Source organism: Deinococcus humi, assembly GCF_014201875.1.
Classification (GTDB): domain Bacteria; phylum Deinococcota; class Deinococci; order Deinococcales; family Deinococcaceae; genus Deinococcus; species Deinococcus humi.
The window spans coordinates 92,254-117,694 of the sequence record NZ_JACHFL010000005.1 but is presented as its reverse complement, the minus strand read 5'-3'; the positions used below and the strand labels follow the sequence as shown (position 1 = coordinate 117,694).

General features: G+C 65.9%; 27 protein-coding genes. 12 read left to right on the top strand and 15 right to left on the bottom strand.

The window, feature by feature from the left end; genetic code table 11:
- Positions 1-40: 40 nt before the first annotated feature.
- Positions 41-448 carry a penicillin-binding protein gene (locus HNQ08_RS11475; protein ID WP_184131821.1) on the top strand — a complete coding sequence of 136 codons (408 nt, stop codon included), beginning with the start codon at positions 41-43 and terminating at the stop codon, positions 446-448.
- Positions 449-684: 236 nt separating this feature from the next.
- Here the strand turns inward: HNQ08_RS11475 and HNQ08_RS11470 are convergent, their stop codons facing one another.
- From HNQ08_RS11470 to HNQ08_RS11450, 6 genes are all read right to left on the bottom strand, one after another.
- On the bottom strand, positions 685-1,368 hold the full coding sequence (locus HNQ08_RS11470) for an SDR family oxidoreductase (RefSeq protein ID WP_184131818.1): 684 nt from the start codon (positions 1,366-1,368) through the stop codon (positions 685-687).
- A gap of 78 nt (positions 1,369-1,446) precedes the next feature.
- On the bottom strand, positions 1,447-2,679 hold the full coding sequence (locus HNQ08_RS11465; RefSeq protein WP_184131815.1) for a M24 family metallopeptidase: 1,233 nt from the start codon (positions 2,677-2,679) through the stop codon (positions 1,447-1,449).
- Positions 2,680-2,687: 8 nt separating this feature from the next.
- A complete protein-coding gene (locus HNQ08_RS11460) occupies positions 2,688-3,497 on the bottom strand; it encodes an ion transporter (protein ID WP_184131812.1) in 810 nt (269 codons plus the stop codon).
- A 54-nt stretch (positions 3,498-3,551) separates the two neighbouring features.
- Positions 3,552-3,917, bottom strand: coding sequence for a DUF2268 domain-containing putative Zn-dependent protease (locus HNQ08_RS27340; protein ID WP_229789930.1), 366 nt, complete (start codon positions 3,915-3,917; stop codon positions 3,552-3,554).
- Positions 3,854-4,186, bottom strand: coding sequence for a hypothetical protein (locus HNQ08_RS27335; protein WP_229789931.1), 333 nt, complete (start codon positions 4,184-4,186; stop codon positions 3,854-3,856). The genes HNQ08_RS27340 and HNQ08_RS27335 overlap by 64 nt, the downstream gene beginning before the upstream one ends.
- Positions 4,187-4,208: 22 nt before the next feature.
- Positions 4,209-5,321 (bottom strand): alpha-hydroxy acid oxidase, encoded by a 1,113-nt coding sequence (locus tag HNQ08_RS11450; RefSeq protein WP_184131808.1) that lies wholly within the window; start codon positions 5,319-5,321, stop codon positions 4,209-4,211.
- 153 nt (positions 5,322-5,474) lie between these two features.
- Here HNQ08_RS11450 and HNQ08_RS11445 point away from each other — a divergent pair, with 153 nt between their 5' ends.
- The 4 genes from HNQ08_RS11445 to HNQ08_RS11430 all read left to right on the top strand — a co-directional run bounded on the left by HNQ08_RS11445 (position 5,475) and on the right by HNQ08_RS11430 (position 8,273).
- Positions 5,475-5,978 carry a DUF427 domain-containing protein gene (locus tag HNQ08_RS11445; RefSeq protein WP_184131805.1) on the top strand — a complete coding sequence of 168 codons (504 nt, stop codon included), beginning with the start codon at positions 5,475-5,477 and terminating at the stop codon, positions 5,976-5,978.
- 82 nt (positions 5,979-6,060) lie between these two features.
- Positions 6,061-6,465: a hypothetical protein gene (locus HNQ08_RS11440; RefSeq protein WP_184131802.1), complete on the top strand. Its 405-nt coding sequence runs from the start codon at positions 6,061-6,063 to the stop codon at positions 6,463-6,465.
- Positions 6,466-7,134 carry an aminoacyl-tRNA hydrolase gene (pth, locus tag HNQ08_RS11435; RefSeq protein WP_184131799.1) on the top strand — a complete coding sequence of 223 codons (669 nt, stop codon included), beginning with the start codon at positions 6,466-6,468 and terminating at the stop codon, positions 7,132-7,134. It abuts the gene before it with no gap.
- A 32-nt stretch (positions 7,135-7,166) separates the two neighbouring features.
- Positions 7,167-8,273, top strand: coding sequence for a M42 family metallopeptidase (locus HNQ08_RS11430; RefSeq protein ID WP_229789933.1), 1,107 nt, complete (start codon positions 7,167-7,169; stop codon positions 8,271-8,273).
- Between the two features lie 230 nt (positions 8,274-8,503).
- Here HNQ08_RS11430 and lpdA read toward each other — a convergent pair whose 3' ends face one another.
- Entirely contained in the window at positions 8,504-9,907 is a 1,404-nt protein-coding gene (gene lpdA, locus HNQ08_RS11425) for a dihydrolipoyl dehydrogenase (protein ID WP_184131796.1), read from the bottom strand.
- Between the two features lie 120 nt (positions 9,908-10,027).
- Positions 10,028-11,272, bottom strand: a complete 1,245-nt coding sequence (locus tag HNQ08_RS11420; RefSeq protein ID WP_184131793.1) for a cytochrome P450 — start codon at positions 11,270-11,272, stop codon at positions 10,028-10,030.
- 60 nt (positions 11,273-11,332) lie between these two features.
- Between HNQ08_RS11420 and HNQ08_RS11415 the strand changes: the two genes are divergently transcribed.
- Complete coding sequence (locus HNQ08_RS11415) at positions 11,333-11,995, top strand: hypothetical protein (RefSeq protein WP_184131790.1); 663 nt, start codon at positions 11,333-11,335, stop codon at positions 11,993-11,995.
- Positions 11,996-12,033: 38 nt separating this feature from the next.
- On the opposite strand, the gene HNQ08_RS11410 is transcribed toward HNQ08_RS11415, so the two are convergent.
- Positions 12,034-12,705, bottom strand: a complete 672-nt coding sequence (locus HNQ08_RS11410; RefSeq protein ID WP_229789945.1) for a hypothetical protein — start codon at positions 12,703-12,705, stop codon at positions 12,034-12,036.
- A 25-nt stretch (positions 12,706-12,730) separates the two neighbouring features.
- Positions 12,731-14,188, bottom strand: coding sequence for an Asp-tRNA(Asn)/Glu-tRNA(Gln) amidotransferase subunit GatB (gene gatB, locus HNQ08_RS11405; protein WP_184131787.1), 1,458 nt, complete (start codon positions 14,186-14,188; stop codon positions 12,731-12,733).
- A 121-nt stretch (positions 14,189-14,309) separates the two neighbouring features.
- Between gatB and HNQ08_RS11400 the strand changes: the two genes are divergently transcribed.
- Complete coding sequence (locus HNQ08_RS11400; RefSeq protein WP_184131784.1) at positions 14,310-15,176, top strand: alpha/beta fold hydrolase; 867 nt, start codon at positions 14,310-14,312, stop codon at positions 15,174-15,176.
- Between the two features lie 336 nt (positions 15,177-15,512).
- Here HNQ08_RS11400 and HNQ08_RS11395 read toward each other — a convergent pair whose 3' ends face one another.
- From HNQ08_RS11395 to HNQ08_RS11375, 5 genes are all read right to left on the bottom strand, one after another.
- Positions 15,513-16,337, bottom strand: a complete 825-nt coding sequence (locus HNQ08_RS11395; RefSeq protein ID WP_184131781.1) for a cytochrome c oxidase assembly protein — start codon at positions 16,335-16,337, stop codon at positions 15,513-15,515.
- 24 nt (positions 16,338-16,361) lie between these two features.
- On the bottom strand, positions 16,362-17,033 hold the full coding sequence (locus HNQ08_RS11390) for an SCO family protein (RefSeq protein WP_184131777.1): 672 nt from the start codon (positions 17,031-17,033) through the stop codon (positions 16,362-16,364).
- A 4-nt stretch (positions 17,034-17,037) separates the two neighbouring features.
- Entirely contained in the window at positions 17,038-17,553 is a 516-nt protein-coding gene (locus HNQ08_RS11385; protein WP_229789947.1) for a copper chaperone PCu(A)C, read from the bottom strand.
- Positions 17,554-17,710: 157 nt separating this feature from the next.
- Positions 17,711-18,832, bottom strand: a complete 1,122-nt coding sequence (locus tag HNQ08_RS27890; protein ID WP_184131774.1) for a GGDEF domain-containing protein — start codon at positions 18,830-18,832, stop codon at positions 17,711-17,713.
- Between the two features lie 110 nt (positions 18,833-18,942).
- Positions 18,943-19,845: a GNAT family N-acetyltransferase gene (locus tag HNQ08_RS11375; RefSeq protein WP_184131770.1), complete on the bottom strand. Its 903-nt coding sequence runs from the start codon at positions 19,843-19,845 to the stop codon at positions 18,943-18,945.
- Positions 19,846-20,293: 448 nt separating this feature from the next.
- Here HNQ08_RS11375 and HNQ08_RS27885 point away from each other — a divergent pair, with 448 nt between their 5' ends.
- The 5 genes from HNQ08_RS27885 (at position 20,294) to carA (ending at position 25,439) form a co-directional block, all read left to right on the top strand.
- Positions 20,294-20,422: a hypothetical protein gene (locus HNQ08_RS27885; RefSeq protein ID WP_268240006.1), complete on the top strand. Its 129-nt coding sequence runs from the start codon at positions 20,294-20,296 to the stop codon at positions 20,420-20,422.
- A gap of 15 nt (positions 20,423-20,437) precedes the next feature.
- Positions 20,438-21,322 (top strand): RIO1 family regulatory kinase/ATPase domain-containing protein, encoded by an 885-nt coding sequence (locus tag HNQ08_RS11370; protein ID WP_184131767.1) that lies wholly within the window; start codon positions 20,438-20,440, stop codon positions 21,320-21,322.
- Positions 21,319-21,843, top strand: a complete 525-nt coding sequence (locus HNQ08_RS11365) for a DinB family protein (RefSeq protein WP_184131764.1) — start codon at positions 21,319-21,321, stop codon at positions 21,841-21,843. The genes HNQ08_RS11370 and HNQ08_RS11365 overlap by 4 nt, the downstream gene beginning before the upstream one ends.
- A gap of 408 nt (positions 21,844-22,251) precedes the next feature.
- Positions 22,252-24,078, top strand: coding sequence for a hypothetical protein (locus tag HNQ08_RS11360; RefSeq protein WP_184131761.1), 1,827 nt, complete (start codon positions 22,252-22,254; stop codon positions 24,076-24,078).
- A 176-nt stretch (positions 24,079-24,254) separates the two neighbouring features.
- Positions 24,255-25,439, top strand: a complete 1,185-nt coding sequence (gene carA / locus HNQ08_RS11355; protein WP_184131758.1) for a glutamine-hydrolyzing carbamoyl-phosphate synthase small subunit — start codon at positions 24,255-24,257, stop codon at positions 25,437-25,439.
- Positions 25,440-25,441: the final 2 nt, after the last annotated feature.

Sequence of the window (25,441 nt, the reverse complement as noted above, 5' to 3'; positions counted from 1 at the left end):
GTCATGCAACTTGACGGGGCGGCGCGGCATCATGCTGTGCATGAGCCACCGACATGCCCCGCTGCTGACGCTCCTTCTCGCACTGGGCACCGTGCCGTCTCTGAGCACCGCTGAGGCCCGTGTGCGCCTGGGCGATACGCTGCCTGCACACCCATGGGCCACGAGCCTCGACGCTGGGGGGCGTGAGGTGGTGGTCGTCTACAGTCACGACTGCGGCGATCTGGGCGAGTTGTGGCAGGCCGTGATGGACAGCGATCTGCCCGTCCGGGCCGTGAACGCCGAGGGCACACCTTCACCCGCCCCGGCTGGCCTTAACCCCTGGCGTGGCGACGGCGCCACGGCCTTTGCACGCGCCCTGAAGGTCAGCGCCTACCCTACGGTGCTGCTGGTGCAGGGTGACCGCATCCTGAACGCCTGGGAAGGGGATTTCACGGGAAAACTGGAATAGCGACAAGCGACAGCAGGGCTCAGACTCTGGCTCCATGCGCCTCCGGATTAGCGCAATGTCTCCGAAGGAATATACATTGTGGCTGGCCACGCTGAGTACAGGCTTCTTGCCTGCTGTCCAGCCGGGTTCATAGGCAGTAGTTGGGTCCTAGATGCGCTCAGCTTTGCCCGATTACGTGCGATTCGTCGCAGCTGTAGCGTGAAGCGCTACTCCCTGCCCCCGCACAGGAGACTTACCTACTCTTCCTCGTCCGGGTAGACCTTCAGTTCGGTGATGTGCGCGCGGTCCGGACGGGTCAGGAGGTGGGCGACACTCTTGGCAAGCCCACGGGGGTCGATCATCGTTTCCCACTTCAGGCCCGCGTCGCGGTTGGCTGGAGTGTCGATGGCCCCCATCGGGTACAGCACGCAGCCGCGTACACCCCGGGCCTTCAATTCGTCGTTCAGGCTGTTCAGGTACGCGCCCAGCGCCGCCTTGCTGGCGGTGTACAGCGCCGCGCCGGGGCCGCTGCCCCGGGCCGCCTGCGCCGCGCTGACCCCCAGAATGATGCCGTCCTTGTTTTTCAGCATGTTGGGCAGCACGCCCTGAACCGCGTGGAACAGGGTCAGGAAGTTGGCGTCCAGCATGGCCCGCAGGTCGTCGGTGGTGGCCTTTTGCACGGCTTGCATGGCGTACGCGCCTGCCGTGTGCACCAGGATGTCCACCTTGACTTTTTTCAGTTGTGCCACGCTGGCAGGGTCGGACAGATCGGTGTCGATCACTTCGGTGGCGGGGAAACGGTCTGCGGCGCGGGCCAGGGTCTCACCGCGCCCCACCAGCACCATCTGTGCGCCCGCATCGTCGAGTTCCTGGGCAATCGCGGTGGCCAGCGCCCCGCCCGCCCCCGTGAGCATTACTGTCGAGGAGCTGAGGTTTGCCATGCCCTCAGCCTAACCGCTCCGGGGCGCAGGGGTGGCGGCGCGGGCTTGTGGGAACGCTAAAGAAGCGTGCCAGTAGACCTATTCCTCGCCGTATCCCGCCGCCCGAACCGCCGCCCATTCGCCCGTGCCCAGGACGAAGGGCTGGCGCTGGAGATCGGTGGTGACCTCGGGCCGGTCTGGCGACAGGTACACGTCGACCTCGGTGCGGATGCCGAAGCCTTTTGCGGCGGGGTAGGTGCCGGGTTCCACCGTGACGGCCAGGCCCGGCGTCAGGGTGCGGGTGTCGTGGGTCTCGTAGTCGTCGAGATTTGCGCCCGAGCCATGGATCTGTACGCCCAGATCGTGGCCGGTGCGGTGGAGGAAATACCGCCCCCACTGTGGCCCCATCGCATCCCGTGCGGCGCGGTCCAGTTCCCAGCCCTGCAGGTTGCCCCAGCCCTCGGCCTCGAATCGGGTCTTCAGGACGTCCAGCGCCGTGTCGCGTGCGCCCCGCACCGCTTCCCAGGCCTCCTGGTACTCGGCACTCGGCTGGCCCGCGTACCCCACCCAGGTTACGTCGGCAAAGGGGCGGCCCGGCTCCTGCGCCCAAAGGTCAATCAGCACGCACTGCCCAACCTGCAGGACGGCATTCTTGTCCCCACCCGGCTCGTAATGAGAATCTGCCGCGTTCACGCCGAAGCTGACATTGACCGGATGCCCCGCGTCCATCCCCGCGCCCGCGATGGCGTCCATGATTTTGGCCTGGACCTCCAGCTCGGTCACGGCCTCGCCCGCTTTCAGCCGCTCGTGGATCAGCCAGAAGGCGTCGTCCTTGGCGTGCATCAGCAGGGCGGCGGCCCGCCTGTGGGCGGCCAGGTCTTCTTCGGACCACGCCAGGAACGATTGCAGCAGGTCCGCGCTGCTCAGGATCGCTGTCGCCCCTGCCGCCCGCACGCGCTCCAGCGTCCCGGCGTCCACCCGGCTGACGTAGGGCACCGCTCCGTTCGGGCTGTATTCCATCGCAATTCTCTGCCCGTTCACCACCTCTTTGAGGGCTGCGTCCAGTTCCGCGTGGGAGCCGAAGGCCCGCCGCTCAATGTCCCAGCCCCGCGTGATCTCACTCCAGGTGCCGCCCTCGATATGGTTATGCAGCAGCACGGCCTGTCCCTGGCGCGGCACGTACACGAAAAACCGCCGGGTCAGGAAAGCGCCGCCCGGCATGTCCAGCACGCGGTGGGCGTGTGGATTGAGGTTCTGGAAGTCGTAGATCAGCCAGCCGTCCAGATCGGTGGGCTGGAGGGCGGCACGCATTCTTTCGACAGGTGAGGTCATGCTCCCGATTATGGAGCGCGCCGCAACTCCTCGCGCAGCCCCGCGATCTCGCCGCGCAGTTCGCGCAACTCGCGGCGCAAGACTTCATCGTTGACCTCCTCGTGATCCTCAGGCGGCCACTCCTGATCCGCACCCACGAATAGGCTGGCCAGCGCCGCCGTGATGTACCCGAAAACGGCGAACCCGTACAGGGCCAGCAGGAAGGTCAGTGCCCGGCCCTCGGCGGTGACCGGCCAGTATTCGGAGCCCAGGCTGGTCAGCAGCATGCCCACCCAGTACAGCCACTGCCCGAAACCTTGCGGCGCACTGCTCTGCTCTGCTTCGAAGGACGCCATGCCCGCCGCCCCGGCCAGCGCCACCAGAACAGTTGCGCCCACCACGAAGCCCAGACCCCGGCGGCGCAGGGTTCGCCGCAGCGTCCGCAGTCCCCGGTTCAGGCTGGTCAGAATCCGCAGCAGGTTGGTGCCACGCGTCAGCCGCAGCACCCGCAGAGCGCGCAGGCCCCGGAACACCCGCAGGATCCGCAGTGCGGGCAGCAGCAGGCTCAGGACGGTCAGCCAGTTGCGCTTCAGGTATTCGGATTTGTCGGGCGCAATACTCAGGGACAGCAGGAAATCCACGATAAACAGCCCCCAGATCACGTTGCTGATGATCTGAAGGAAGGGCGGCAACCCCTGCACTAAGTCCAACACCAGCAGGCCCAGCCACAGGAAGCTCAGGACGATCATGGGCCGTTCCAGCAGGGCGTCCAGGTGGGCCAGGGTGGTCAGGCGAGCGGTCTTGAGTTCCTCATGCGGGGGAGGGGCTGAGACGGGCATGGCCTTCAGGGTAAGGCGGTCCATGCCCCCGCACATTGGTGGCGCCTTGGCTGTTTACCACGCGGTCTGAAACGATCCTGCCCCCGTGTGGACATGGCGGGCAGCGTTCCCGCCCACCCGCGCCAGATGGCGGCGCACCAGCTCGTACCCCAGGCTGTAACCGCTCCAGCGTGTCAGCCCGTCAGCTTCAGAACCGTAGAACCACGCCTCAAAGCGGTGATCGCTGCGGTCCAGCAAGGGCAGGGCACGCGTCCATAACGCTTCCAGATCAACGTCGGCCTGCGCGTAGGGCGGCAGTTGCCCGCCGCGCTCGTCCAACTCGTTCATCTGCGCCAGTCCCTCGCTGACCAGCACTTCTAGTAAGGTCTGACCGTATCCCGGGCCCTGCCAGCGGCGGGCATGGTGCAGTTCGTGGGCCATGGTGGCGGGCAGCTCGGTGCGCCAGCTGGCGGCAAAATGCGGATGTCAGGATTGAGCCTGACCTCCACCAGATGGTCCAGTGGCGCGTACCTAAAGATCCCCGTTTCGGGCAGGTCCCAGGGCGAGACGTAAACGGCCACGTCCACTCCATCCAGCTCCAGGCGGGCCGCCTGACGGGCCAGAGTGGCCTGCACCACCCCACGCACTTCGGCTTCCAGAACGGGGGAAAGGTGACCGCCAGCGTTCATCAGGTGCAAGGCGTTGGGCATGCTCCATTCTGCAGGGTTGCCTCTACAGCTTCACCAGATCAGCGCCCACCTGTTGCATGTTCTGTTTGCCGCTCAGGGCCATCGCCAGCCGCACCTCGTCGCGCAGCAGCGTCAGCACCCGGCGCACGCCGTCCTCGCCGCCCGCTGCCAAGCCCCACAACGCGGGGCGGCCCAGGAACACTGCCCGCGCGCCCAGCGCCAGCGCCTTGAGGACATCGGTGCCGCGCGAGATGCCGCCGTCCAGGTAGATCTCGGCGCGGCCCGCCACCGCGTCGGCGATTTCGGGCAGGGCCGCGATGCTGCTGACAGCGGTGTCCAGTTGGCGCCCGCCGTGGTTGCTGACCCAGACATGACAGCCGTGCTGGACGGCCAGTTCGGCGTCCTCGGCGGTCAGGACGCCCTTGAGGATCACCGGCAGCCTGCTCAGGGAGCGCAGCCACTCCAGATCGCGCCAGTTCAGGCTGGGGTCCACCAGTCCCTGGAAATGCCTGACCAGCTGGGAGCCGCTCTGGGTCTCCAGTCCTGCCAGCGCCTCACGCGATCCGGCATTCGGCACCTGAAGATGCGGCGGCAGATTGAAACGGTTCCGCTCATTGGCCTCACGGCGTCCCACGAAGGGTGTGTCCACCGTCAGCACCAGCGCCCGTGCGCCCGCCGCCTCTGCCCGGCGCACCAGACCCGCAGAAACCTCGCGGTCCCTGTACAGGTAGAGCTGAAACCACAGTCGTCCTGCCGCTGCCTGCGCCACGTCCTCAAGGGGCGTGTTGGAAAAGGTGCTGAGGGTCATCACGCTGCCCAGTCCGGCGGCGGCCCGCGCGGTGGCCTGCTCCGCGTCCGGGTGGGCCAGGCCATGAAAAGCGCTGGGCGCGATGCCCACCGGAAAATCCAGATCAAGGCCCAGCACGGAGGTCTTCGTCTGAACGTCCGACACGTCCACCAGCAGACGCGGGCGCAGGTGGATGCGCGCGAAGTCTTCCCGGTTGGCGCGGTGGGTGTGGCCGTCATTCGCGCCGCTGGCGTAGTACTCCAGCGCGTTCTGATCCAACCGGGCGCAGCCCAGCGCCTCGATTTCGGGCAGGTTGACGGCCCGCTCCAGCGCCTGGAGCTGTTCCGCCGTGGGGAGGCTAGAGGTCATGGCGCAGGGTAGCAAGTGCTCGATGCAAAAGGGCCAGGAGAAAAGCCCTGTACCGGGTTTCCACCTGGGGCGTGGGCTGGAACAGGACGCAGCCCTTGCCTCTCCGTAACTCCCCTGACAGCGCCCAGGATCGGTTCCCGCGATGCTGCCTCCATGTTTCGTTCCAGACCCAGACCTGAACCACCGCGCGCCGGACAGGAGAGCGTGTGGGACTATCCGCGCCCGCCCCGGCTGGAGCGTACGCACAAACGCCTTGAAATCTGGCTGGGCGGCGAGAAGATCGCCGACACCACGGGGGCATACCGCGTGCTGGAAACCAGCCACCCGCCCGGCTACTACCTGCCCCCCGAAGCCTTCAGACCGGGCGTGTTGAGCCGCGCCAGGGGCAGCAGCATGTGCGAGTTCAAGGGCGCGGCAACGTACTGGACGCTCTCGGCGGGCGGCAAGGTGGCCGAGGCGGCGGGCTGGAGCTACGAAGCTCCAACGCCTGCCTTCCGCGAGATGGCCGGGTTTGTTGCCGTCTATCCGGGCCGCATGGACGAATGCCGCGTGGACGGCGAGACGGTCACCCCGCAGCCCGGTAACTTCTATGGCGGCTGGATCACGGAGGATGTCGCCGGGCCATTCAAGGGAGGGCCGGGGACAATGGGCTGGTAAAGCCTCTGAGTGGGTGTGGCTGCCTTCCTTGATCAGCCTTCTGCCAACGGCCCCCCTCCACCGGCCTTGCTACCCTGAAGGTATGACCGACGCTTCCATCCGCACCCGCCTCGACGCCCTGGTTCCGGCGCTGCGCCATTTTCATTCTGCGCTGCTGGACTTCGCCAAGGGTGAATACGAGTTCCTGCACGGCCCGGTGGGCAGCCCATTCGAGCTGTACTCGCTGGTCATGAACAACCCCGATTTCCAGTGGTTGCGCCCGCTGTCGGGCCTAATGGCGACATTGGATGAGGTTCTGGACGCCAAGGACAAAACGTTGACCGAGCAGAACGTGAGCGATGTGCGCGGCGCGTTGGGCCTGCTGTTCTCGGACAGCGACACCCGCTTTGCGGACTTCCGTGCCGGATACGCCCGTGCGAAGACGGACCACCGTGTGCGCGAGACCGAGGCGAAATGGCGTGAAGTGCTGAACAGCCTGGAAGCCTGAATGAAGCTGGTGGTGGGACTTGGAAATCCTGGCCTCAAGTACGCCCAGACCCGTCACAACGTCGGCTGGCTGGTGGTGGATGAGGTGGCCCGCCGCGCCGGGGCCGCGTGGTTGAAGGCGAAGGACGCAGAGGTCTGCGAGGTCCGTCTCGGTCCCGCGCCAGGCGAGAAGGTGCTGCTGGTCAAGCCCCAGACGTTCATGAACGCGTCGGGCAAAGCGGTTGCGCCGCTGTTCTCCTTCTACAAACTGGATCTGGGCGACGTGCTGGCGGTACAGGATGATCTCGACAGTCCCTTTGGCCTGCTCAAGTTCCGGATGGGCGGGCGGCACGGCGGCCAGAACGGTGTGCGCGACATCATCCGGCTGCTGGGTTCGGAGGCCTTTGCGCGTCTGAAGATCGGGATTTCCCGTCCCCCTGCTGGCCGTGATCCGGCAGACTGGGTCCTGAGCAAGTGGCACCCTGACGAGGCCGCCACCCTGGCTGAGCTGGTGCGCCTGGGCGCGAATGCGGTCGAGGTCTGGGCGGCCCAGGGGCTGGCGGAGGCGCAGGGCGGGTTCAACGGCACCGATCTGCGGCCCCGGCCCGTGCCCCCGGCCCCGGTGGCCAGCCAGCCAGGGTCCAGTCACTCAGTGTCCAGCGAAAGCGAACCTCAAGACGCAGAGGCATAGGCAAAACCCACTTAGGGCGTACCCTGAGCCACATGGCAAAATCCAAGACTGTTTCCGTCCCCGCCTCCGTGTCCTCAACCGATGCGGAGCTGCGGCTCGATGTCCTGATGCACCTGTCCAACCTTCCCGGCGTGCCCGGCCAGGAAGACGCCGTGCGCGACTTCGTGCTGTCCGAGCTGGAAGGATTGGCCGACGACGTGCGCGTGGACGCGCTGGGCAACGTGATCGCCACCCGCACGGGCAGTGGAAAGGGCAGCGGCAAGAAGAAGGACCGCCGCGAGCGCGTAATGGTCAGCGCGCACATGGACGAGATCGGCTTCCTGGTGCGCTTCATTGACGACAAGGGCTTCCTGCGGGTGCAGGCGCTGGGCGGCTTCGACACCCGCAACCTGTTTGCGCGGGACGTGACCGTGCATGCGCGCGGCGGCACACTGCCGGGCATCCTGACGCCGGGCGGCAAGCCGGTACACATCGCGAGTGCCGAGGAGCGCAAGAAGATTCCCGAGGTCAAGGAGTTCTTTATTGACCTGGGGCTGGACGAGGCTGAGGTCAAGCGCCGCGTGCGCGTGGGTGACATGGTGACCCTGGATCACACGGCTCGCCGCGTGGGCTCGCTGGTCTGCGGCAAGGCGATGGATGACCGCGCCTCGGTGTTTATGCTGCTGGAAGTCCTGCGTTACTTCCGCAAGACGCCGCCCAGGCATGATCTGGTCGCCGTCTTCTCGGTGCAGGAGGAAGTGGGCCTGCGCGGGGCGCACACGGCGGCCTACGGCGTTGAGCCCACCGTGGGCATCGGCCTGGACGTGACCCTGGCGGTGGACACCCCCGGCGTCGGCCCGGACGAGGCGGTCACGCGCATGGGGGAGGGGATCGGTATCAAGGTGTTCGACTCCAGCATGATCTCCACCCGCAGCCTGGTAGATGAGTTCTACGATCTGGCCGAGGGCCAGGGCATCCGCGCGCAGATGGAAGTGCTGGCTCAGGGTGGCACGGACGGCGCCGCCATTCAGCGCAGCCGTACGGGCGTGCCGACGTTGACCCTCAGCCTGCCGACCCGTTACATCCACAGCGTCGTGGAGTCCGTGCACGTTGACGATCTGAGGGCCGGCGTGGACCTGCTGGTGGCCTACCTGGAGTAAGAGCAGGGGCGGGACATTTTGTCCTGAGACCGGTTTCGTTGTTTCGTGGACAGAGTGGGGCTGCTAAGGTGCTCCACTCTCCGTCCCGCGCCCATTGCACGCGCTCCGCTCGGATTTGCAGATGTTTTCAACCCTTTCCAAGCAGTGCCTCTATGACACGGTAAAAACACAGCAGAACCCCCAGGTCAGACTGGGGGTTCTCTTATTTCACCCGGCGCTGCGGACGAAAATTACCGGTTCATGATGTGGATGGCCTGCTTGTGTACGGCCTCCGCCGCTTCCAGCACGGTCTCGCCCAGGGTGGGGTGCGCGTGGATGGTCAGGGCGATGTCGCTGGCGGTGGCGGCCATTTCCAGCGCCAGACCCGCTTCGCCCAGCATGTCAGAGGCGTGTGGGGCCACGATGTGCACGCCCAGCAGCAGGTCGGTGTCCTTTTCCACCACCATTTTCACGAAGCCGTCGGTGGATTGGAGGGTCATGGCGCGGCCCGAGGCGCTCATGGGGAACACGCCGGTCTTGACCTCGTAGCCCTTCTCCTTCGCCTCGGCCTCGGTCAGGCCCACCCAGGCCAGTTCGGGGCTGGTGTAGACCACGCCGGGAATCGCCACGGCGTCCTGCTCGGCGGGTTTGCCTGCGATGACCTCGGCGGCCACCAGCCCTTCCTTCATGGCTTTGTGCGCCAGCATCGGGTTTCCAGCCACGTCGCCGATGCTGTAGATGTGCGGCACATCGGTCTGCTGGCGGGTGTTGGCGGGCACAAAGCCGCGGTCAGTGACCGTTGCGCCCGTCGCCTGGATGTTCAGGCCATCGGTACGTGGGCGGCGGCCCACGGCCACCAGCACGCGGTCGAAGACTTCCGTGGTCTTCTCGCCGGTCTTGACGTTCTCCAGCTCCACATGCACGCCGTCACTTTTCTTCTCGGCCTTGTTCGCCTTCGTTTCCGTGGCGATCTCAATGCCCTGCTTCTTCATGATCTTGGCGAATTCCTTGACCGCGTCGGCGTCCGCGCCGGGGATGATGCTGGGCAGGAACTCGATGACCTTCACCTTGCTGCCCATGTTGTTGTAGACGTGCGAGAACTCGAAGCCGATCACGCCGCCCCCCACACACAGCATCCGCGCGGGCACCGGGTCCGGCATCATCAGCGCGCCGGTGCTGTCCACGATGACCTGCTGGTCCACCTCCAGCCCCGGCAGCTTGGCGGGCTCGGAACCGGTGGCGATGATGAAGTTAGAGGCGGTGTAGGTCTTGTCGCCCACCTTGACGGTGTGGGCATCGACGAAGCTGGCCTCGCCGATCAGGTGCGTGACCTTGTTGGCCTTGAACAGCGCTCCCACCCCGCCGGTCAACCGCTTGACGATGCCGTCCTTCCAGCCGTTGAGCTTGGCGATGTCCAGATTCTGCTCGCCGAAGGTCAGGCCGAAGTCGGCGGCGTGGCGGGCGGCGGCGATCTGCTCGCCCGCGTGCAGCATGGCCTTGGTGGGAATGCAGCCCACGTTCAGGCACACGCCGCCCAGGTACTCGCGCTCAGCGCAGGCGACTTTCAGGCCCAGCTGCGCGGCGCGGATGGCCGCGTGGTAGCCGCCGGGACCAGCGCCGATCACCAGTACATCGAAATCCATCTGTTTGGTCATAGGGGCAGTCTAACGTCCGTCTGGAGGCGCGTCAGTAACCTGCCGGAATAGCTGGACACGCAGCATTGACAAGACGGAGTGGTGGGTGGCCGGGGCGCTCGGGCGTCTCCAGCGTGATCCTCAACTCACCGTCACGTCCAGGCGCTGAACACCGCGCAGCACCGGGTTGGGCTTGAAGAGCGGATTGCTGTCCGTGACGCGCAGACTGGGAAAGCGCGTGGCGATGGCCGCAAAGGTTTCGCTGATCTCCAGCCGTGCCAGGCTGGCCCCTAGGCAGTAGTGCGGCCCGGCGGCGAAGGCCAGGTGGCGGCCACTGTTAGGGCGTTCCCAGTCGATACGGTCAGGATCGGCGAACACCTGCGGATCACGGTTGGCGGCCCCCAGCATGATCTGGGTGAAACTGCCGCCGGGTAGGGTCACGTCCCCCACGCTCACGTCCGCGCCCAGCGTGCGGCCATCGAATTGCACCGGGGAGACCACCCGCAGCAGCTCGTCGGCCACGTTGGGGCGGCGGGGATTTTCCACCAGCGCGGCCCAGGCCTCAGGCTGGCGGGACAGTTCCAGCAGGCCGCCGGGAATCAGGTTGCTGGTGGTCTCGTGCCCGGCGGCAAGCAGCAGCACGGCGTTGGACAGCAACTCGTCACCGCTTAGGCGCTCGCCTCCGTCCTGTGCGGCGCTCATGGCGCTCAGCAGGCCCGGCTGGGGGTGGGCGCGCAGTTCCTCGGCCAGATCTTGGAAGAAGGCGCGCATCTCGCGGGCGTCGGCGTCAATGCGGCCCATCAGTTCGGGCGACTGGTTCATGCCCCCCAGCAGATCGGCCACGCTCTGCGTCCACCCCACGAAGCGGGCCTCATCGTCTCCCTTTAAGCCCAGCATGCCCATGATCACGCGGGCGGGCAGCGGGTTGGACAGATCGGCCACGATGTCCCCGCCGCCACGCGCGGCCATGTCGTCCAGCAGGCTGTCCAGCAATGAGCGCACCAGTTCGCGCTGCTCCTCGACCACCCTGGGCGTGAAGGCCGCGCTCACCAGTCCGCGCAGCCGCTGGTGCGACATGCCGTTGTGGAACAGCATCATGGATTGCAGCAGCCGCACCCCCTCCGATGCCTCGCCATTCAGGTTCTGAATGCCGTTGCCGCTGATGGCATGCGGGGAGCGCAGCACCGCCGAGCAGGCCGCATGTCCGCTCAGGAACAGCGCGCGCCAGTCGGGGAACTGTGCCTCCAGCACGCCGTTCTCGCTCAGTGCCCGGACCCGCTCGTAGCCGGGGTAGGGATTGGCCAGAGAGCCCGGCTCCCACAGGGCATTGATGGCGCTGCCGACAGCGGCGGCGCGGGCCTCGGTCATGGGGGCAGAAGGAGTCATGCTGTAGCCTGCGCCTTTCTCTACTCGACGCTCAACCCACTGAATCGAGTAGCCTGACGTGTGGCCCAATCCTGGCAGCAGGTGACGAATCCGGACGCCGTCAAGGTCTTCCTGTCGGGGCGTGATCTGCCCGTGCTGGCGGCCCTTATGGCGGGCGAGTGGGCGGTGGCGCCGCTCTCTGCCACGCTGCACCTGCCGCTGAACGCCACGCATCACCGGGTGCGCCGTCTGCTGCGGCTGGGGCTGGTGCATGAAATGCGGCAGGAGGCGCGTCGGGGCCGCCCGGTCCGCCATTACCGGGCCAGTTCGCAGGCGTATCTGGTGCCGTACCACGCCACGCCGCTGGGGTCCCCGGAGGAGCTTGTCGGCGTGCAGGAGCGGGACTTCACGGCCCGGTTCCTGCACGCTGTGGTGCAGGCCGCGGCCCCCCTGGTCAGCAATGAGCGCGACGTCGGCCTGCGCGTCTTTCTGGAAAACGGTGAGGTGTGTTTTGACGTGACCCCCACCGCCGGGGCCTTCCAGTCCGCCGAATTGCTGCGCCCGGATCGCCCGGCCCTGCTGCTGAATTGGGGAACCCTGCACCTGAGCCCGGCGGACGCCAAGGCCCTGCAGCGCGAAATGAGCGAACTGCATGCCCGCTACGCCGCCCGGCAGGGCCCTGACCGCTATCTGCTGCGATTGGGCCTGACGCCCGACGTACCGGGGGACGACGCGGGGGGCTGAGCGGGTTGTTGAACTGGCCGTGAGCGGGCGGCTGGGTCTTACTTTTGCGCGCTCCGGGGTGAACCGAAGCGCGCCTGCAGCGCCCACAGCGCCAGCACGGTGGCGATCACGTCCAGCAGCCCGCTCACGCCGTAGACCAGTTGGGCACTCAAGGCCACCTCGCCCGAGAATCCCGCTATCGGGACTACATTCAGCACGGTCATTCCCAGCGCCAGCGCCGCCGAGAGGTTGAGCCAGTCCATGAGCCGTTTGCGGTTGGCCGGGTTCTGCGGTTCCGGCGCCAGGCGCACCAGCGAACCGTTAACCGCGTTGCTGGCCAGAATGGCCGCGCCCCAGACGGTCATCAGGGCGGTCAGGGCCACCGAATTGGCCTCTGCCGCGCCGCCCGTGACTAGCATCAGCAGCGTGATCCCCCACAGCGCGGCCCGGAAGGAGGTGAGCCACGGAAACGCCACGGCCAGGGCGCGCAGCGTCCCGTTGCCCGGCGTGGTGGCCCTTCCGGTGCTCAGCTGAGTGAAGATCAGGGTCCACCACGTCAGCACCAGGCCAGCCAGAAAAGCGTCCGCCGCGTTCAGCCAGCCCTGCGTCCCGAAGTCGTCGCGCCACAGCGCGAAGGCCGCCGTGCCGAACACCGCCACCACCTCGGCCCACAGAAAGCCCAGCGCCAGTCCCCGCCAGCGCGTAGCCGGCAGCCTGGGCAGCAGGTTCACTGTCCCAGCCCCATCGTTCCGGCCTTCACAGGCCCAGCTTGTGCGTCAGGCGTTCGCGCACCACTTCAGGCTTGGCCTTGCCGCCCATCGCCTTCATCACCGGGCCGAACAGCGCGTTCATCGCCTTGGCATTGCCGCCGCGCACCTTATCCACCGTGGCCGGATCACTGGCCATGGCGACGTCGATGGCCGCGTCAATGGCGTCCGTATCGGTAACCACGCTCAGGCCGCGCTCCTGCACCAGCGCCGCCGGGTCAGCGCCTGCCAGTACATCGGGCAGCAGTTCCTTGGCGATCTTGCCGCTGATGGTCCCGGCGTCGATCAGCCGCACCAGCGAGGCGAGATGGGCGGGGCGCAACGAGGACTGCGCCAGGCTCTGCTCGGTGGCCGCCAGCGCTCCCGTCACATCAGTCAGCAGCCAGTTGGCGAGTTTCTGGGCGTCTATTCCTTGGGCAGCCACTCCCTGTGCATCGGCCCCGGCGGTCAGCGCCTCGTCGTAGAAGCGCGATAGGCCCACATTCAGGCTCAGGGTGCTGGCGTCGCCTACGCGCACGCCCGCCGCCAGGTAGCGCTCCAGCTTCTGCGCGGGCAGTTCGGGCATTCGCGCCCGCACCCGCTCGATCCACTCGGGGGTGATGTCCAGTGGCGGCAGGTCCGGCTCGGGAAAGTAGCGGTAGTCGGCCTCGCCCTCCTTGGTCCGCATCAGGAAGGTCTTGCCGCCGCCCTCGTCCCAGCCCAGCGTGTCCTGGGTGATGCGCCCGCCCGCCTCCAGCACGCGGGCCTGCCGCGCCGTCTCGTACTCGATGGCCCGCTCCACGCTGCGGAAAGAGTTGAGGTTCTTGACCTCGCACTTGGTGCCCCACGGCTCGCCGGGTTTGTGAACGCTGAGGTTCACGTCGCAGCGCATCTTGCCTTCTTCAGGGGTGGCGTCGCTGACGCCCAGCGCCTGCGCGATGGCCTGCACGGTCTCCAGGAACGCGCGGGCCTGAGCGGCCCCTGTGATGTCGGCCTCGGTGACCATCTCGATCAGCGGCGTTCCGGCGCGATTGAGATCCAGCAGGCTGTAGGGCGCGTATGCCGGGTGCATCAGCTTGCCCGCGTCGTCCTCCAGGTGGGCGCGCTTGATCCGCACGCGCGTGCCGCCGATATCCAGAAAGCCGTCGCGCGCAATCGGGCGGTCGTATTGAGACAGCTGAAAGTTCTTGGGCGCGTCGGGGTAGAAGTAGTTCTTGCGGTGAAACTGCGTAAAGCCCGACACGTCGCAATTCAGGCCCAGACCGAACATCAGGCCCAGTTCCACAGCCTCGCGGTTCAGGGTGGGCAGCGTGCCGGGCAGGCCCAGCGTCAGGGGATCGGTAAAGGTGTTGGGGGCTGCGCCGTGGTAGTCGGCGGGACAGTCGCTGAAAATCTTGCTGCGCGTCCGCAGTTGCAGGTGAACTTCCAACCCGATCACCACCGCGTAAGCCTGGGCCACTTGAGACATGCGGAAGAGGATAGCGCCGGGGCATGGGCTCAAAGAGGACCGAGACCCGCGTTCCTCGAATCGACTTATCCCAGGACAGAACCTAAGTGTAAAGTTGTGTCACGCATAAGGAGGTCCACCCATGATCGAGACCGATCTGACCCTTGACGATGGCCGTACCCTGCATGTCTACGACACCGGCGCGGAGGGGTCAAAGAACCCGCTGACCGTGTTCTGGCACCACGGCACGCCCAACGTCGGTGCGCCACCGCAGCCACTGTTCGGGGCGGCGCGGCGCCTGAACATCCGCTGGGTGTCGCATGACCGGCCCGGGTACGGCGGCTCGTCTCCACTGCCGGACCGGAACGTGGCCTCCGCAGCTCACGACGTGCGGCAGGTCGCGGACGCGCTGGACGTCGGCAAATTTGCGGTCATGGGTCATTCCGGCGGAGGGCCGCACGCCCTGGCCTGCGCTGCGTTGCTGCCCGGGCGGGTGTTGGGCGTGGTCAGCGTGGCGGCCCCGGCCCCATATGGCGTGCCTGGGCTCGATTACTTCGGCGGCATGACCCCTTCCGGCGCAGCGTCCTTACGCGCAGCTGTGGCAGGCCGTCTGGCGAAAGAGGCCCACGAGGCTTCAGCCCCCGAGTTTGACCCGGAAATGTTCACACCCGCCGACCACGCTGCCCTTTCCGGCGCGTGGAACTGGCTGAACAGCGTGGTGGGGCCAGCCATGAACAATGGTCCCGGCGGCTTGATCGCCGACGATCTGGCCTACGTCTCGCCGTGGGGTTTCAATCCGGCGCAGATCGAAGCGCCGGTCCTGCTGTTGCACGGCGGACAGGACCGGGTGGTGCCGCCTTCTCATGGCGAGTGGCTTCTGGCCCATGTCCCCACCTCAGAGTTGTGGCGTTGCCCGGAAGACGGCCACATCTCGGTCCTGGGATCTGGCGAGGCGGCGCTGGAGTGGCTGCGGGCGCGGGCCGATCAGGCCGGCGAAATGGCACGCTGAGCCACCACCAACTCTAGTGGCCGCTACGCTCAGGCCCGTCTGCTTGCCGCCGTTCACCCGGAAACCTTTTGGCAAGGCGATGCCGCCTCAAGCGGATTCGCACTTGCATAATGAGCCTGCGCCGATGTCGCATTCCACAATAGTCCCCGTACGGTTCAGTTCCACCCCCTGTGGGCAGGGACGGGGCTTCTCCTGTTTACCTAGACCACCAGCATGACCCGGAGGACATTGCCTTGGACTGACCTCATGGCGCGCCACATGAAAATCCCCACCCCGCTGCCGATTCGTTGGGCGCCTGGATGGGGGAGAGGGCGGTTGTTCTCGGTTGCCCGTGATTCAGGTGGGCGGCGTGGCCTCGTTACCCCCGGTCAGTTCTACCAGCCACTGGAACAGCTGGATAAAGGCCAGCGCCAGCGCTGGCAGGCCCGCCAGCATCATGATCCAGCCGGACAGCTGCTGGTTTTGCAGCGGCGAGAGGTTCCACAGGCACAGCGCATTCACATAGGGCGTATACAGCACCTGTGGCGCGTACAGCCACACCGACGCGACGGCCATCATGGGAATGGCGGCCAGCAGGCCGAACCCCCCGCGTGAGCCCATTCCGGCAGGCTGCACATTGGGCAGCGGGCGCAAGATCACGCTCCAGACCAGCAGGCTGCTCAGCAGGTACAGCGCGGGCAGGAGCGCGGCGGCGGTGTTGGTCACCACGCTGGCGTTGAAGCCGGCGGGTACGTTCCAGAAGATGATCACGGCGGCCCACACCGCCAGGGCCACCCAGGGATCGAGCAAAACGCCCAGGATGCGGGCTGACGCGCCGCGTGGATCGAGCTTCACGGTGCGTGGGATGCCCAGCACCAGCAGCGGCGGCACGATCTCGGCCAGCAGCATCAGGCGGCCCATGTACAGTGCCATGCTGCTGCCCGTCAGGGTGGCGGCGCGGCTCTGGGTGGTGATCAGCAGCAGCACAATGCCCAGACCGAACATCACGGCCCGCCAGATCGGCCAGCGGGCGCGGTCTTCCAGGGTGCGGCGGGAGATGATGAAGCGCCACAGGTAGAACCCGGCCACCAGCAGCGTGGGAATCAGGAACAGCAGATCCGGGGCCGGGATCAGCAGATCGAGCAACGTGGGGTCAAGATTGACGGGGGCAGGGGTCCTCACGGTCTTCTCCTCACAGGGTCAGCCTCACGGTGAAGTCTCCAGCACCTGACGCACGTCGGCCACTACACGGTCCACCTGGGGCAACTGCGTGTAGTCCCACAGCACGCGCAACTTGCCGGAGGCGTCGATCAGGTACGTCGCGGTGGTGTGGTTGATCTGGTAGTCCGCGCCCTTGACCTCCACGCGCTGGTAGCCCACGCCGTAATTGCTGGCGACCTGGCCCAGTCGGGGTTCGGGCACGCGGACCCCCGTGGCTTTGCCGAAATACTCCACGTATTCCTTAAGGCGCTCTGGGGTGTCGCGGGCCGGGTCCACGCTGACCAGCACGGTCTGAAAGCGGTCACGCTCCTCGGCGGGCAGGGCGGCCTTGACCTTGTCGAGGTACGCCAGCGTCAGGGGGCAGATGTTGGGACAGTGGGTAAAGCCGAAGAACAGCGCCGTGACCTTGTTGCCCTGTCCCGGCACGAAGGCGTAGGGCTGACCGTTCTGATCCGTGCCAGTGAAGCCTGCCGCCACCGTATTGCCGTTGTAAGCCGTGCCGTAGAAGGGGTAAGGACTCTTGACGCGTGCAAAGAGCCAGGCCGCGCCCAGCAGCAGCGCCACAGCCACCACGGCCATCAGCGCCGAGACGTACCACGGGCGCTGGGGGGGTGCGCTCTGACCCTGGATTCCAGAGGATGCAGGCAGTTCGGTCATAGGCTCAGGGCTTCTTGACGGTGGCTTTGAAAGTAAAGGTCCGCCCATCCGCGGCGCTCAGGGTCACCTTGACTTGCTCGCCCACTTTCAGCGCCCGCCTGAGTTTCATCAGCATCAGGTGGTCGCCCGTGTCGCTCAGGACCAGTCTGCCCCCGGCGGGGATGGTCAGGGTTTCGGCCATGCCCATGCCCTGCATGCCGCCGGACGATTTCGTCGTGACCATCAGCATGCCGTGCTGGGCCACAGCGGTCTGCACGCTGTTCAGGACGACCGGGGTCTTGCCGTTGTTCAGAAGCGTGCCGAAGATGCTGGTCTCCTTGATCATCGGCGGCACCGCGACCACCGTGGCGTTCACCGCCTTCAGAGGCAATGTTCCGGTGGCTTTATGGGTTGGAGATTGCTGCGCCGTGGTGCTCTGCGAAGGCATGGTATGGGTCATGTGCTGGGCGAGTGCTGACAGGCCCAGGGTCGTCAGGAAGGTCGCGCCGATCAACATTCGGCGGGAGGTTAGGTGGGACATGGCAACTCCTTGTGAATGGGGGCAGCGGATGACACAGGGACCGTCTGCCAGCGACGGCTGCAGTCTAGATCACGCGTGGGGGCTGAATTGTCCCCCCGTTCCGGGCCCATCAGGACCGTGGATCGTTGACACCACGACGAGGCAGACCGGGGCCGGGTTAGTTCGAGCCGAGCAGGTCCAGCGCTGGAGCGTGGGCGGCCAGGGTCTCGCCCGGCGGCGCGGCGACACCCCCTCCAGTTTCCCGCAGTTCGTCCATGTTCATGCGGTTGCGTCCCGCGTGCTTGGCCCGGTACAGGCGTCGGTCTGCCAGATTCAGCAGTCCCAGGGCGTCCCCAGCCTCGCTCGACAGGGCCGCGCCAATGCTGACGGTCACGTGGGGCAGCCCCTCTGGACGATTTCGATCGTTCAGTGCCCGCTGAATGTGCCTGCCCAGTTGCTCCAGTCTGGCGCGTTCGCCCTGCGAGATCAGCAGCACGAATTCCTCGCCGCCCCAGCGGGCCACCAGATCATCGGAGCGGACACAGGCGCGCAGGGTCTTGCCCAGCGCCACCAGCACCCGGTCACCGACCTCGTGGCCGTAGGTGTCGTTGACCGTCTTGAACAGATCGATGTCGACCAGCAACACCCCAATGGGCGTGACTGACGGGGAGGACTGTCCAGCCCCGGCCGGATTGCCGTAATGATTCGCAAGCCGCTCTTCCAGCGAGCGACGGTTGGGCAGGCCGGTCAGTGGGTCAGTCAGGGCCAGGTCCGCGTATAGCGCTGTGCGGGACAGTTCCTGCTGCATTTGCCGTCCGGCGACCGCCATCTGCCCGATCAGGAACAGCAGAAATCCGGTATACAGCAGCGGCACCGGATCGCCCAGTCCGTGGCCGAGCACCAGGGCGATCAGTGCCGCGTAGAGCAGGCCGCCCCGCATTGCGGCCTGCTCCAGAGACAGCAGGCCAAACCAGACCACGAAAAACAGGGTCACAGTCAGTGACTCCCGAGCCCCCAGTGCCAGACCACGTCCGTAGAAATCCCACAGAAAGTAGGTGGCCCCGATATTGGCGCACCACACCACCAGCGTGTCCAGCCGCTGTGCCGAGACGCTGCGGCTCAGGACGGCGGGCAACAGCGCGGCGCTGAGGACGGCCACCAGCGCGGCCCGCCAGTTGCCCTGCGGCAGTTCCCCGGCAGCAATGGCCGCGTGAACAGCCACCGAACACGCGCACAGCACCAGATAGCCCCGCCGGCGCGTGGCCTCCAGCCTCCGTTCGCGCAGGGTGTTCTCTGGCATAGTGCATGCTAAATGAGCGGTTTGATGACCGCTACTATATTTGCCACAAATTCTATTCTCATTAAGTTGTGGGGCCGCAGCGATTACGTCAGCACCCGCTCCCAGGTGATCTACAGGCGCTCCACGCGGTAGCCCAGCCGGGAATTGACCCGCAGCATTGGCAGATTCAGCACGGTGCCGCCGGTCCCAGCATGGGTGTGACGTGTCGCCCTGGCCCACTCCAGTGCATGCGCCTTGACCAGCGTCGCCAGCCCGCGGGAGCGGTGGTGGGGGTGAGTGACGGTGTTCTCGCTGTCAATCTTGTCTCCACGTGGGGTCAATCGGGTCAGGGCGACGATCTCGCCGCGCCAGCGCATCACGAACGCGGCTTCCTCACGCATGATCATCTGGCGTAAGTCGGCGGCGCTCAGAGGGTCCGGCGTGGTGGTGGGATTGCGCGGAGCGTCGGCCAGCCCGCGTTCGTGCAGGGCGTACAGGGCTGACCAGTCAGCTTCGGGGGCGTCCTTTGACAGACGCTCTACCTCGTAGCCGCTCAGGAAAAGGCATTCTTCCAACGGTCGGAAGGCGGCGAAGTCGAAGCTGCTCAAGTCCAGGTGGGCGCCCCAGGATTGCCAGGCGTTGCGGAAGCCCGCCGCCCCGAAAAAATCCATCTGCTCGCCAAAATCCTCACGCGTGACGCCCAGCAGCCGCGAGAAACCGGGGGGAAGGTCAGCCAGCAGCGCCAGATAGAGCGGTGTGAAGGCTGCCCCGTCTCCGGCGAGATCCAGGCGCAGGGCATCCGGCGTGCCCTCTGCAAAAGGCAGCAGGTGGGCGGTGGCGACGACCTCGGAACCGCTCGAGGCGACGAGGCGGCGGCGCAGCGGATCGGCTGTTTCCCAGAAGTGTTCCGGGAGGGCGGCCCATTGGCCACGCACGCCGTCTGTAACGATCCTGGCGACGGCGGGGGCATCGGCGTTCTGGAAAGGGCGTAACGTGAAAGTGCCTGCTGCACTATGTGTGTGGGAATCAGTCATCGCTTCATCCTGGGTGTCAGGCGAGGCCCAGAGCGAATGGCTCGGCTAAGCCAAATGGCGCAGTCCATGCATATGCGTCGGATGAATGATAGTGATTGTAGTCACTCAACGAGAAATTCCTGTATCCAGTTCAACTTATACTCGAGCACCATACACAGAGGTGATTGACAAAATTACGCGTCTGGCGTATTCTGTTCCTACCGGAATGGGAACGCCAACGGTGTGTTCGCAATCCAGCCCGGAGGAAGCCTCGCCTTCCCAGTACCAAAGATCAGAGCAGCGCCAAAACAAGCCGCGCCCCCAGTGATTGTGGGGCGCGGCTTCGTCGTGTGTGCCTGCCAGGGCCGGAACGTGACGTTTACCCCATTAGGCATGATGGCCTATCCCCATTTCGCTCTAGCCGATTCCCTGCTACGCTCCTGGCATCACCAATCAAGGAGGTGCGCATATGACTGAAATCAACATCACTGGTTTTCCGATGGCCCGAAGCATAGGAATCCTCACTCCCGCAAATTGGAGCTATTTTGCTGATTCAAGTTTTGTCGCTGCCTCTGACGTTGGTCCCACGTTGGCCTGATCCCCAGAGGCATCCATGAATGCCCGCTGGCTCGATGCCGAGCTGGAGGATGCCGACCGCGCGCCGCAGCGCCGCGGAACGTCCAAGAAAAAGAAGCTGCTGGGCCGCCGCAGGCTCGATGACCTGACCGCCGAGGATCCCGACAGGATCGCGGATGACACCATTCGCCGACTGATCGATCTGGGCCACATCACCGAGATCGTGGCCGAACTCAAGAGCGGCAAGGAGGCCACCGCCTACGTGGCCCGGGGCCCGCGCGGCAGCGTGCTGGTCAAGTTGTACCGCGAACTGGAAGCCCGCAGTTTCAAGAACGACGCCGTGTACCGCGAAGGCCAGGTCATTCTGGACGAACGCGCCGCTCGCGCCATGGGGGCCCGCAGCCGCAAGGGGCTGGAGATGCTTCAGGCGGGCTGGGTCAGCGCCGAGTATGCCCATCTGTGGACGCTGTGGCGGGCAGGGCTGAACGTGCCTGAACCGCTGGTTGGCCCCTTTCCGTTCGACTACGACGCCACCACCCCCGCCGTGCTGATGCGTCTGATCGGCACCGAGGACCACGTGGCCCCGCGCCTGAGCGAGGCCCGGCTAACTCCGGAAGAAGCGCAGAGCGCTTGGCAGCAAGCTGTGCAGGGCCTGGCCGATCTGCTGCGACTGGGTTACGCCCACGGCGACTACAGCACCTACAACCTGTTGTGGTGGGAGAACAAGGTGATCATGATCGACTTTCCACAACTGACCACGCGCCAGAATCCCCACTTTCAGGAACTGCTGCGACGCGACGCCCACAGTCTGGCCACTTCCTTTCGCAAGCACGGTGTCCAGGTCGACGGTGAGGCCACCCTACGTGAGGCCCAGCGTCTGGCCCGCGGCAAGGGGCCTGAACCCCGGATCGTGCTGCCGTGAATATTCCTGAAACCTATGCCTATCTCATCCGTGCCCGGCGTGACCTGTGGGCCGTGCTGGAAGGAGTGCCGGACGAGGTGCTGTCCAGGCCCATGTTGGACGGCCAGCGCTTCCACTGCGTCAAGGACCTGATCCTCCATATCCCCATGGTCGAGGATTCCTGGATTCACGAGGATTTCCTGCGCGATACCCCCATCTGGGCCGCGTACCCGGCCCTGGAGCAGGCGGGCGACGGCCCCTTCTTCGCCGAGTTTCCCCTGGCGACCCTGTTGGACTATTGGAGAGCCGTGGAGGCCAGCACCCAGCGCTATCTCCCGAGCCTGTCTGCGCCAGAGCTGGGGCGCATGGTGACGCTGGGCGGTTCAGACGGCAAAGATGCTGCCGTGCTGGACGGCTTGGTGTGGCACGTCCTGATTCACGAGATGCGCCACACCGCCCAGATCGGCGTGATGCTGCGCCTCTCGGGGATCAAACCACCGTTCCTGGACCTGCTGAACTATCTGCCGATTACACCAAAATGAACAGCCGCGTTTTGAGACGCCCGTTGACCTCGCCGCCATCGCAGAGGACACGCGGTTGCCCTGACCTCTGACGACGGTGTGAGGGAAAACAGGATGCTGACTGAGGGATCGCCGAACACGTCAGTGTGATCGCCGCCGATCCGCGCAGCGACGAACAGAAGGCAGCGTACCTCTAGCGGACGCTCTTCCTGGAGTCGCTCAGGGTCTTGCCCGCCTTCCAGCGCCAGGGTTGTCGGCCGCCGCCTGGTCCGGGCCGCGTTGCTGCCCGACAGAGCGGTCGCGATGGTCTTTCCACCTGAGAATGGCCAGACGAACCAGGGGCGAATGGCGTTTATTGATTTTCGGGGGCCACCCCAGCTCCACCTAATTTGTGATTCGTTGCGCTCTTGAGTTCCTTATGATGTTGCCATGAGAAACGCTCTGATCCTGACGGCCCTTCTACTCGGTACAGCCACCACGGCGCGGGCCGCCTCCCTTTCCGAGCAGTTGCCCGCCGGGGCGCTCCTCACGCTGGAGACGAAGAATGCGGGCGGGGCCATTGACCGTTTTGCCGGGTTGCTGGCCTCGGCGGCCAACAGCATGACCGGGGGCGAGGAAGGCGGCCAGATGATCGCTGGCTTTCAGCAGATCGTGAAAGGCTCGCTGGGTCAGGAAGCTGTGGCGGGCGTCTTCTCCGTGGGCAACGCCGGCAGTGTCTTCTCGCCAGAACTGCTCGCAGTCTCGCGCGTGGACAGGCTGTCCGGCGAGTTCTTCTCCAGCCTGATGGAACCCACGAGGGGTGCGCGGGTGGGCAACTACACCTTTTCGCGGCAGGGCGAGACCTTTGCCGGGATGTCCAATGGGCTGGTCTACGTCTCCACCAACAAGGATCTGCTGATGGGCTACCTGGGCCGCCTGAGCGGCAAGGCGGCCCCCCGGCTGATGAATTCGGCGGCCTACACCGTGCCCCAGCGGGCGCTGGGCCAGCAGGAACTGTCGCTCTTTCTCAACTTCTCGGCCACCGCCAAGGTCATTCGCGGCGCGCTGGGCAAGGCCACCATGCTGCCGCGCCTGCTGTCGCCGGTCGTGGATGCGCTGGACACGCTCGGACAGTACGTGGCGGGCTTCACCACCAGGGCCGGAGGGCTGACGGCCACCTCGGCGCACGCCGCCAACGCGCAGGGCAAGGACCAGCCGCTGTACCGCATCTTGACCGACAGTACCGATTTCGCTGTACAGGACATCATTCCCGCCGACGCCGAGAACGTGGTGGCCTCGGCCTGTCACCGCGAGTCCGGCGCGTACCTGGGGCGCTGGCTGACCCGCGTGGATCTGCTCGATCCGCTGGGATTCCTGACCGACAGCCAGCTCGCCAGCCACCTGGAACGCTCGGCGGCGTGGCTGGGCCACGAGTGCGCGCAGGTCACGCTGGCGGGGGGCCTCAAGTCCGGGCTGACGGCCAGCGACCCGCTGTCGGGTCTGAAGTACAGCGTGACCTACCAGCGTGTTGCGGATATGGACGCCGCAAAGGCGCAGATGCCCGCATACGCCAGCAGCGTGAACGCGGCCATCGCGGGCGTGTCTGACAGCCTGAAGGGCATCATCAAGGACGACGCGCTGGGCAGCGTGGGCCGGTCCATGCCTGACGGGATGGGTGCGGCGGCCAGCAGCAGCCTGAAGATGGTGGATGACCTGCTGGGACAGCTGAACATGGTCTACGCCTTCCGGGGCGACTACCTGATCACCGCCTTCAGCCAGACCGCCCTGGAGGCTGCCCTGGACGAAAGTGCCGGGGCGCTGGCCCAGGACGCGGGCTTTATTGCGGCTGGCATCAACCCGCGTTCTTCCGCCGGCTGGACCTACGCCCCCAATCCACAGGACGTCAGCGGCGAGGAAATCTCGAAACTCATGCTGAGTGGTCTGGGGAGCGGCGAAATGCTGGACGAGATGGACAGAGCGGATGACGATGCGGCACAGATGCCGGAAGCTCCCGCCGTTGCGGACGTTCCGGCGGCTCCCAGCCGCTCGGGCAAGGGCCGGGCGGTCTCCACCGGGACGAACAGCACGGACGACATGGATGCGGACATGATGTTCGAGGATGAGGGACTGAGCGACGGCGAGATGATGTCGGGCATGATCGGCGGGGTCAGCGATCTGATGGCGGACCTGATCAATCGCTACGACGGCCAGACGGTGCAGCGTACCGTGCAGGGCAACGTGATCACCAGCAAATCCAGCGTGTTGTACCGCTGGTAAACTGCTCCGCCCAGCGCCCGCCCCGGCAGAACGTGAGCCGGGGCGGGCGTCGCCCTGCGCCGAGCGTGGATAATAGGCAACCGGGCCGGGGGACGCTGGGCGTGTCCTACGCTCCGCACCATGCACTGCACACGCCATGAAGTGCGTCCTGTGAGGCGCGAATGGAAGGGAGAACCATGATCAGAAAAGAACGCGCGATTCTGGCGCTGGAAGACGGCACGGTCTACCGGGGCTACGCTTTCGGCCACCGGGGTGAGACCGTAGGCGAGGTGGTCTTCAACACCTCCATGACCGGCTACCAGGAAATCATGACCGATCCCAGCTACAACGGGCAGATCGTGACCATCACGTACCCACACGTCGGCAACTACGGTGTGGCGATCTACGACATGGAGAGCAACAAGCCGTACGTGCGCGGCTTCATCTCCCGCGAGTTCTCCGGCGAGTACAGCAACTACCGCGCCCAGCAGTCGCTGGAGGCGTTCATGCAGCAGTACGGCGTCGTGAGCATCCAGGGCATCGACACCCGCGCGCTGGTGCGCCGCCTGCGGACCGGCGGCGTGGTCAAGGGCGTGATCGCCCACCGCTCGTACACCCATCCCTCAGACCCCTACGGCGAGTTCTCCCCGGCGGAGGAGCAGGTCTACGTTCAGCGCGCCCTGGATCATCAGGACATCGATGGCCACGACATGACCAAGGACGTGACCACCGCCCTGCCCTACGCCTTTCCTACATTGCGGCACGGCAAGCGCGTGGTGTTGATGGATTTCGGGATCAAGCACACCATCATTGAGCGGCTCTCGGAGGTGGGCATCGAACCTATCGTCGTGCCGGCGCACACCACCCCGGCGCAGGTGATGGCGCTGCAACCGCACGGCCTCTTCCTGAGCAACGGCCCCGGCGATCCGGCCCCGCTGGAGTACGCGCACAAAACGGCCTGGGAACTGATGGGTCTGCTGCCCACCTTCGGCATCTGTCTGGGCCACCAGATCCTGGGCCTGGCGGCAGGCGGCCAGACCTTCAAGATGAAATTCGGCCACCGGGGGGGCAACCAGCCGGTCAAGAACCTGCTGACCGGCAATGTGGAGATCACCGCCCAGAACCACGGGTACGCTGTGGATCTGGACAGTGTCCCTAACGGGGCCTTCGTCGCCACCCACATCAACCTCAACGACGGCACGCTGGAGGGGATGGCCCACAGCCGCTACCCGGTCTTCTCCGTGCAGTACCACCCCGAGGCCTCGCCGGGGCCACACGACAGCCGTTATCTGTTTGACCGCTTTATCGAGGAAATCGACGCCTTCGACGGCACGACGGGCAGCCCCGTCGAGAAGGCGCTGACCGGACGGCTGGGGGTCTGAGC

Coding starts and splice junctions, on each gene's coding strand:
- HNQ08_RS11370 (WP_184131767.1), top strand. CDS start 20,438: ATGAATGCCCGCTGGCTCGATGCCGAGCTGGAGGATGCCGACCGCGCG.
- HNQ08_RS11420 (WP_184131793.1), bottom strand. CDS start 11,272: ATGACTCCTTCTGCCCCCATGACCGAGGCCCGCGCCGCCGCTGTCGGC.
- HNQ08_RS11450 (WP_184131808.1), bottom strand. CDS start 5,321: ATGACCTCTAGCCTCCCCACGGCGGAACAGCTCCAGGCGCTGGAGCGG.
- HNQ08_RS11385 (WP_229789947.1), bottom strand. CDS start 17,553: ATGTCCCACCTAACCTCCCGCCGAATGTTGATCGGCGCGACCTTCCTG.
- lpdA (WP_184131796.1), bottom strand. CDS start 9,907: ATGACCAAACAGATGGATTTCGATGTACTGGTGATCGGCGCTGGTCCC.
- HNQ08_RS11465 (WP_184131815.1), bottom strand. CDS start 2,679: ATGACCTCACCTGTCGAAAGAATGCGTGCCGCCCTCCAGCCCACCGAT.
- HNQ08_RS11460 (WP_184131812.1), bottom strand. CDS start 3,497: ATGCCCGTCTCAGCCCCTCCCCCGCATGAGGAACTCAAGACCGCTCGC.
- HNQ08_RS27885 (WP_268240006.1), top strand. CDS start 20,294: ATGACTGAAATCAACATCACTGGTTTTCCGATGGCCCGAAGCATAGGA.
- carA (WP_184131758.1), top strand. CDS start 24,255: ATGATCAGAAAAGAACGCGCGATTCTGGCGCTGGAAGACGGCACGGTC.
- HNQ08_RS11445 (WP_184131805.1), top strand. CDS start 5,475: ATGTTTCGTTCCAGACCCAGACCTGAACCACCGCGCGCCGGACAGGAG.
- HNQ08_RS27335 (WP_229789931.1), bottom strand. CDS start 4,186: ATGCCCAACGCCTTGCACCTGATGAACGCTGGCGGTCACCTTTCCCCC.
- HNQ08_RS27340 (WP_229789930.1), bottom strand. CDS start 3,917: ATGGCCCACGAACTGCACCATGCCCGCCGCTGGCAGGGCCCGGGATAC.
- HNQ08_RS11475 (WP_184131821.1), top strand. CDS start 41: ATGAGCCACCGACATGCCCCGCTGCTGACGCTCCTTCTCGCACTGGGC.
- HNQ08_RS11430 (WP_229789933.1), top strand. CDS start 7,167: ATGGCAAAATCCAAGACTGTTTCCGTCCCCGCCTCCGTGTCCTCAACC.
- HNQ08_RS11390 (WP_184131777.1), bottom strand. CDS start 17,033: ATGACCGAACTGCCTGCATCCTCTGGAATCCAGGGTCAGAGCGCACCC.
- HNQ08_RS11400 (WP_184131784.1), top strand. CDS start 14,310: ATGATCGAGACCGATCTGACCCTTGACGATGGCCGTACCCTGCATGTC.
- HNQ08_RS11440 (WP_184131802.1), top strand. CDS start 6,061: ATGACCGACGCTTCCATCCGCACCCGCCTCGACGCCCTGGTTCCGGCG.
- HNQ08_RS27890 (WP_184131774.1), bottom strand. CDS start 18,832: ATGCCAGAGAACACCCTGCGCGAACGGAGGCTGGAGGCCACGCGCCGG.
- HNQ08_RS11470 (WP_184131818.1), bottom strand. CDS start 1,368: ATGGCAAACCTCAGCTCCTCGACAGTAATGCTCACGGGGGCGGGCGGG.
- gatB (WP_184131787.1), bottom strand. CDS start 14,188: ATGTCTCAAGTGGCCCAGGCTTACGCGGTGGTGATCGGGTTGGAAGTT.
- pth (WP_184131799.1), top strand. CDS start 6,466: ATGAAGCTGGTGGTGGGACTTGGAAATCCTGGCCTCAAGTACGCCCAG.
- HNQ08_RS11375 (WP_184131770.1), bottom strand. CDS start 19,845: ATGACTGATTCCCACACACATAGTGCAGCAGGCACTTTCACGTTACGC.
- HNQ08_RS11360 (WP_184131761.1), top strand. CDS start 22,252: ATGAGAAACGCTCTGATCCTGACGGCCCTTCTACTCGGTACAGCCACC.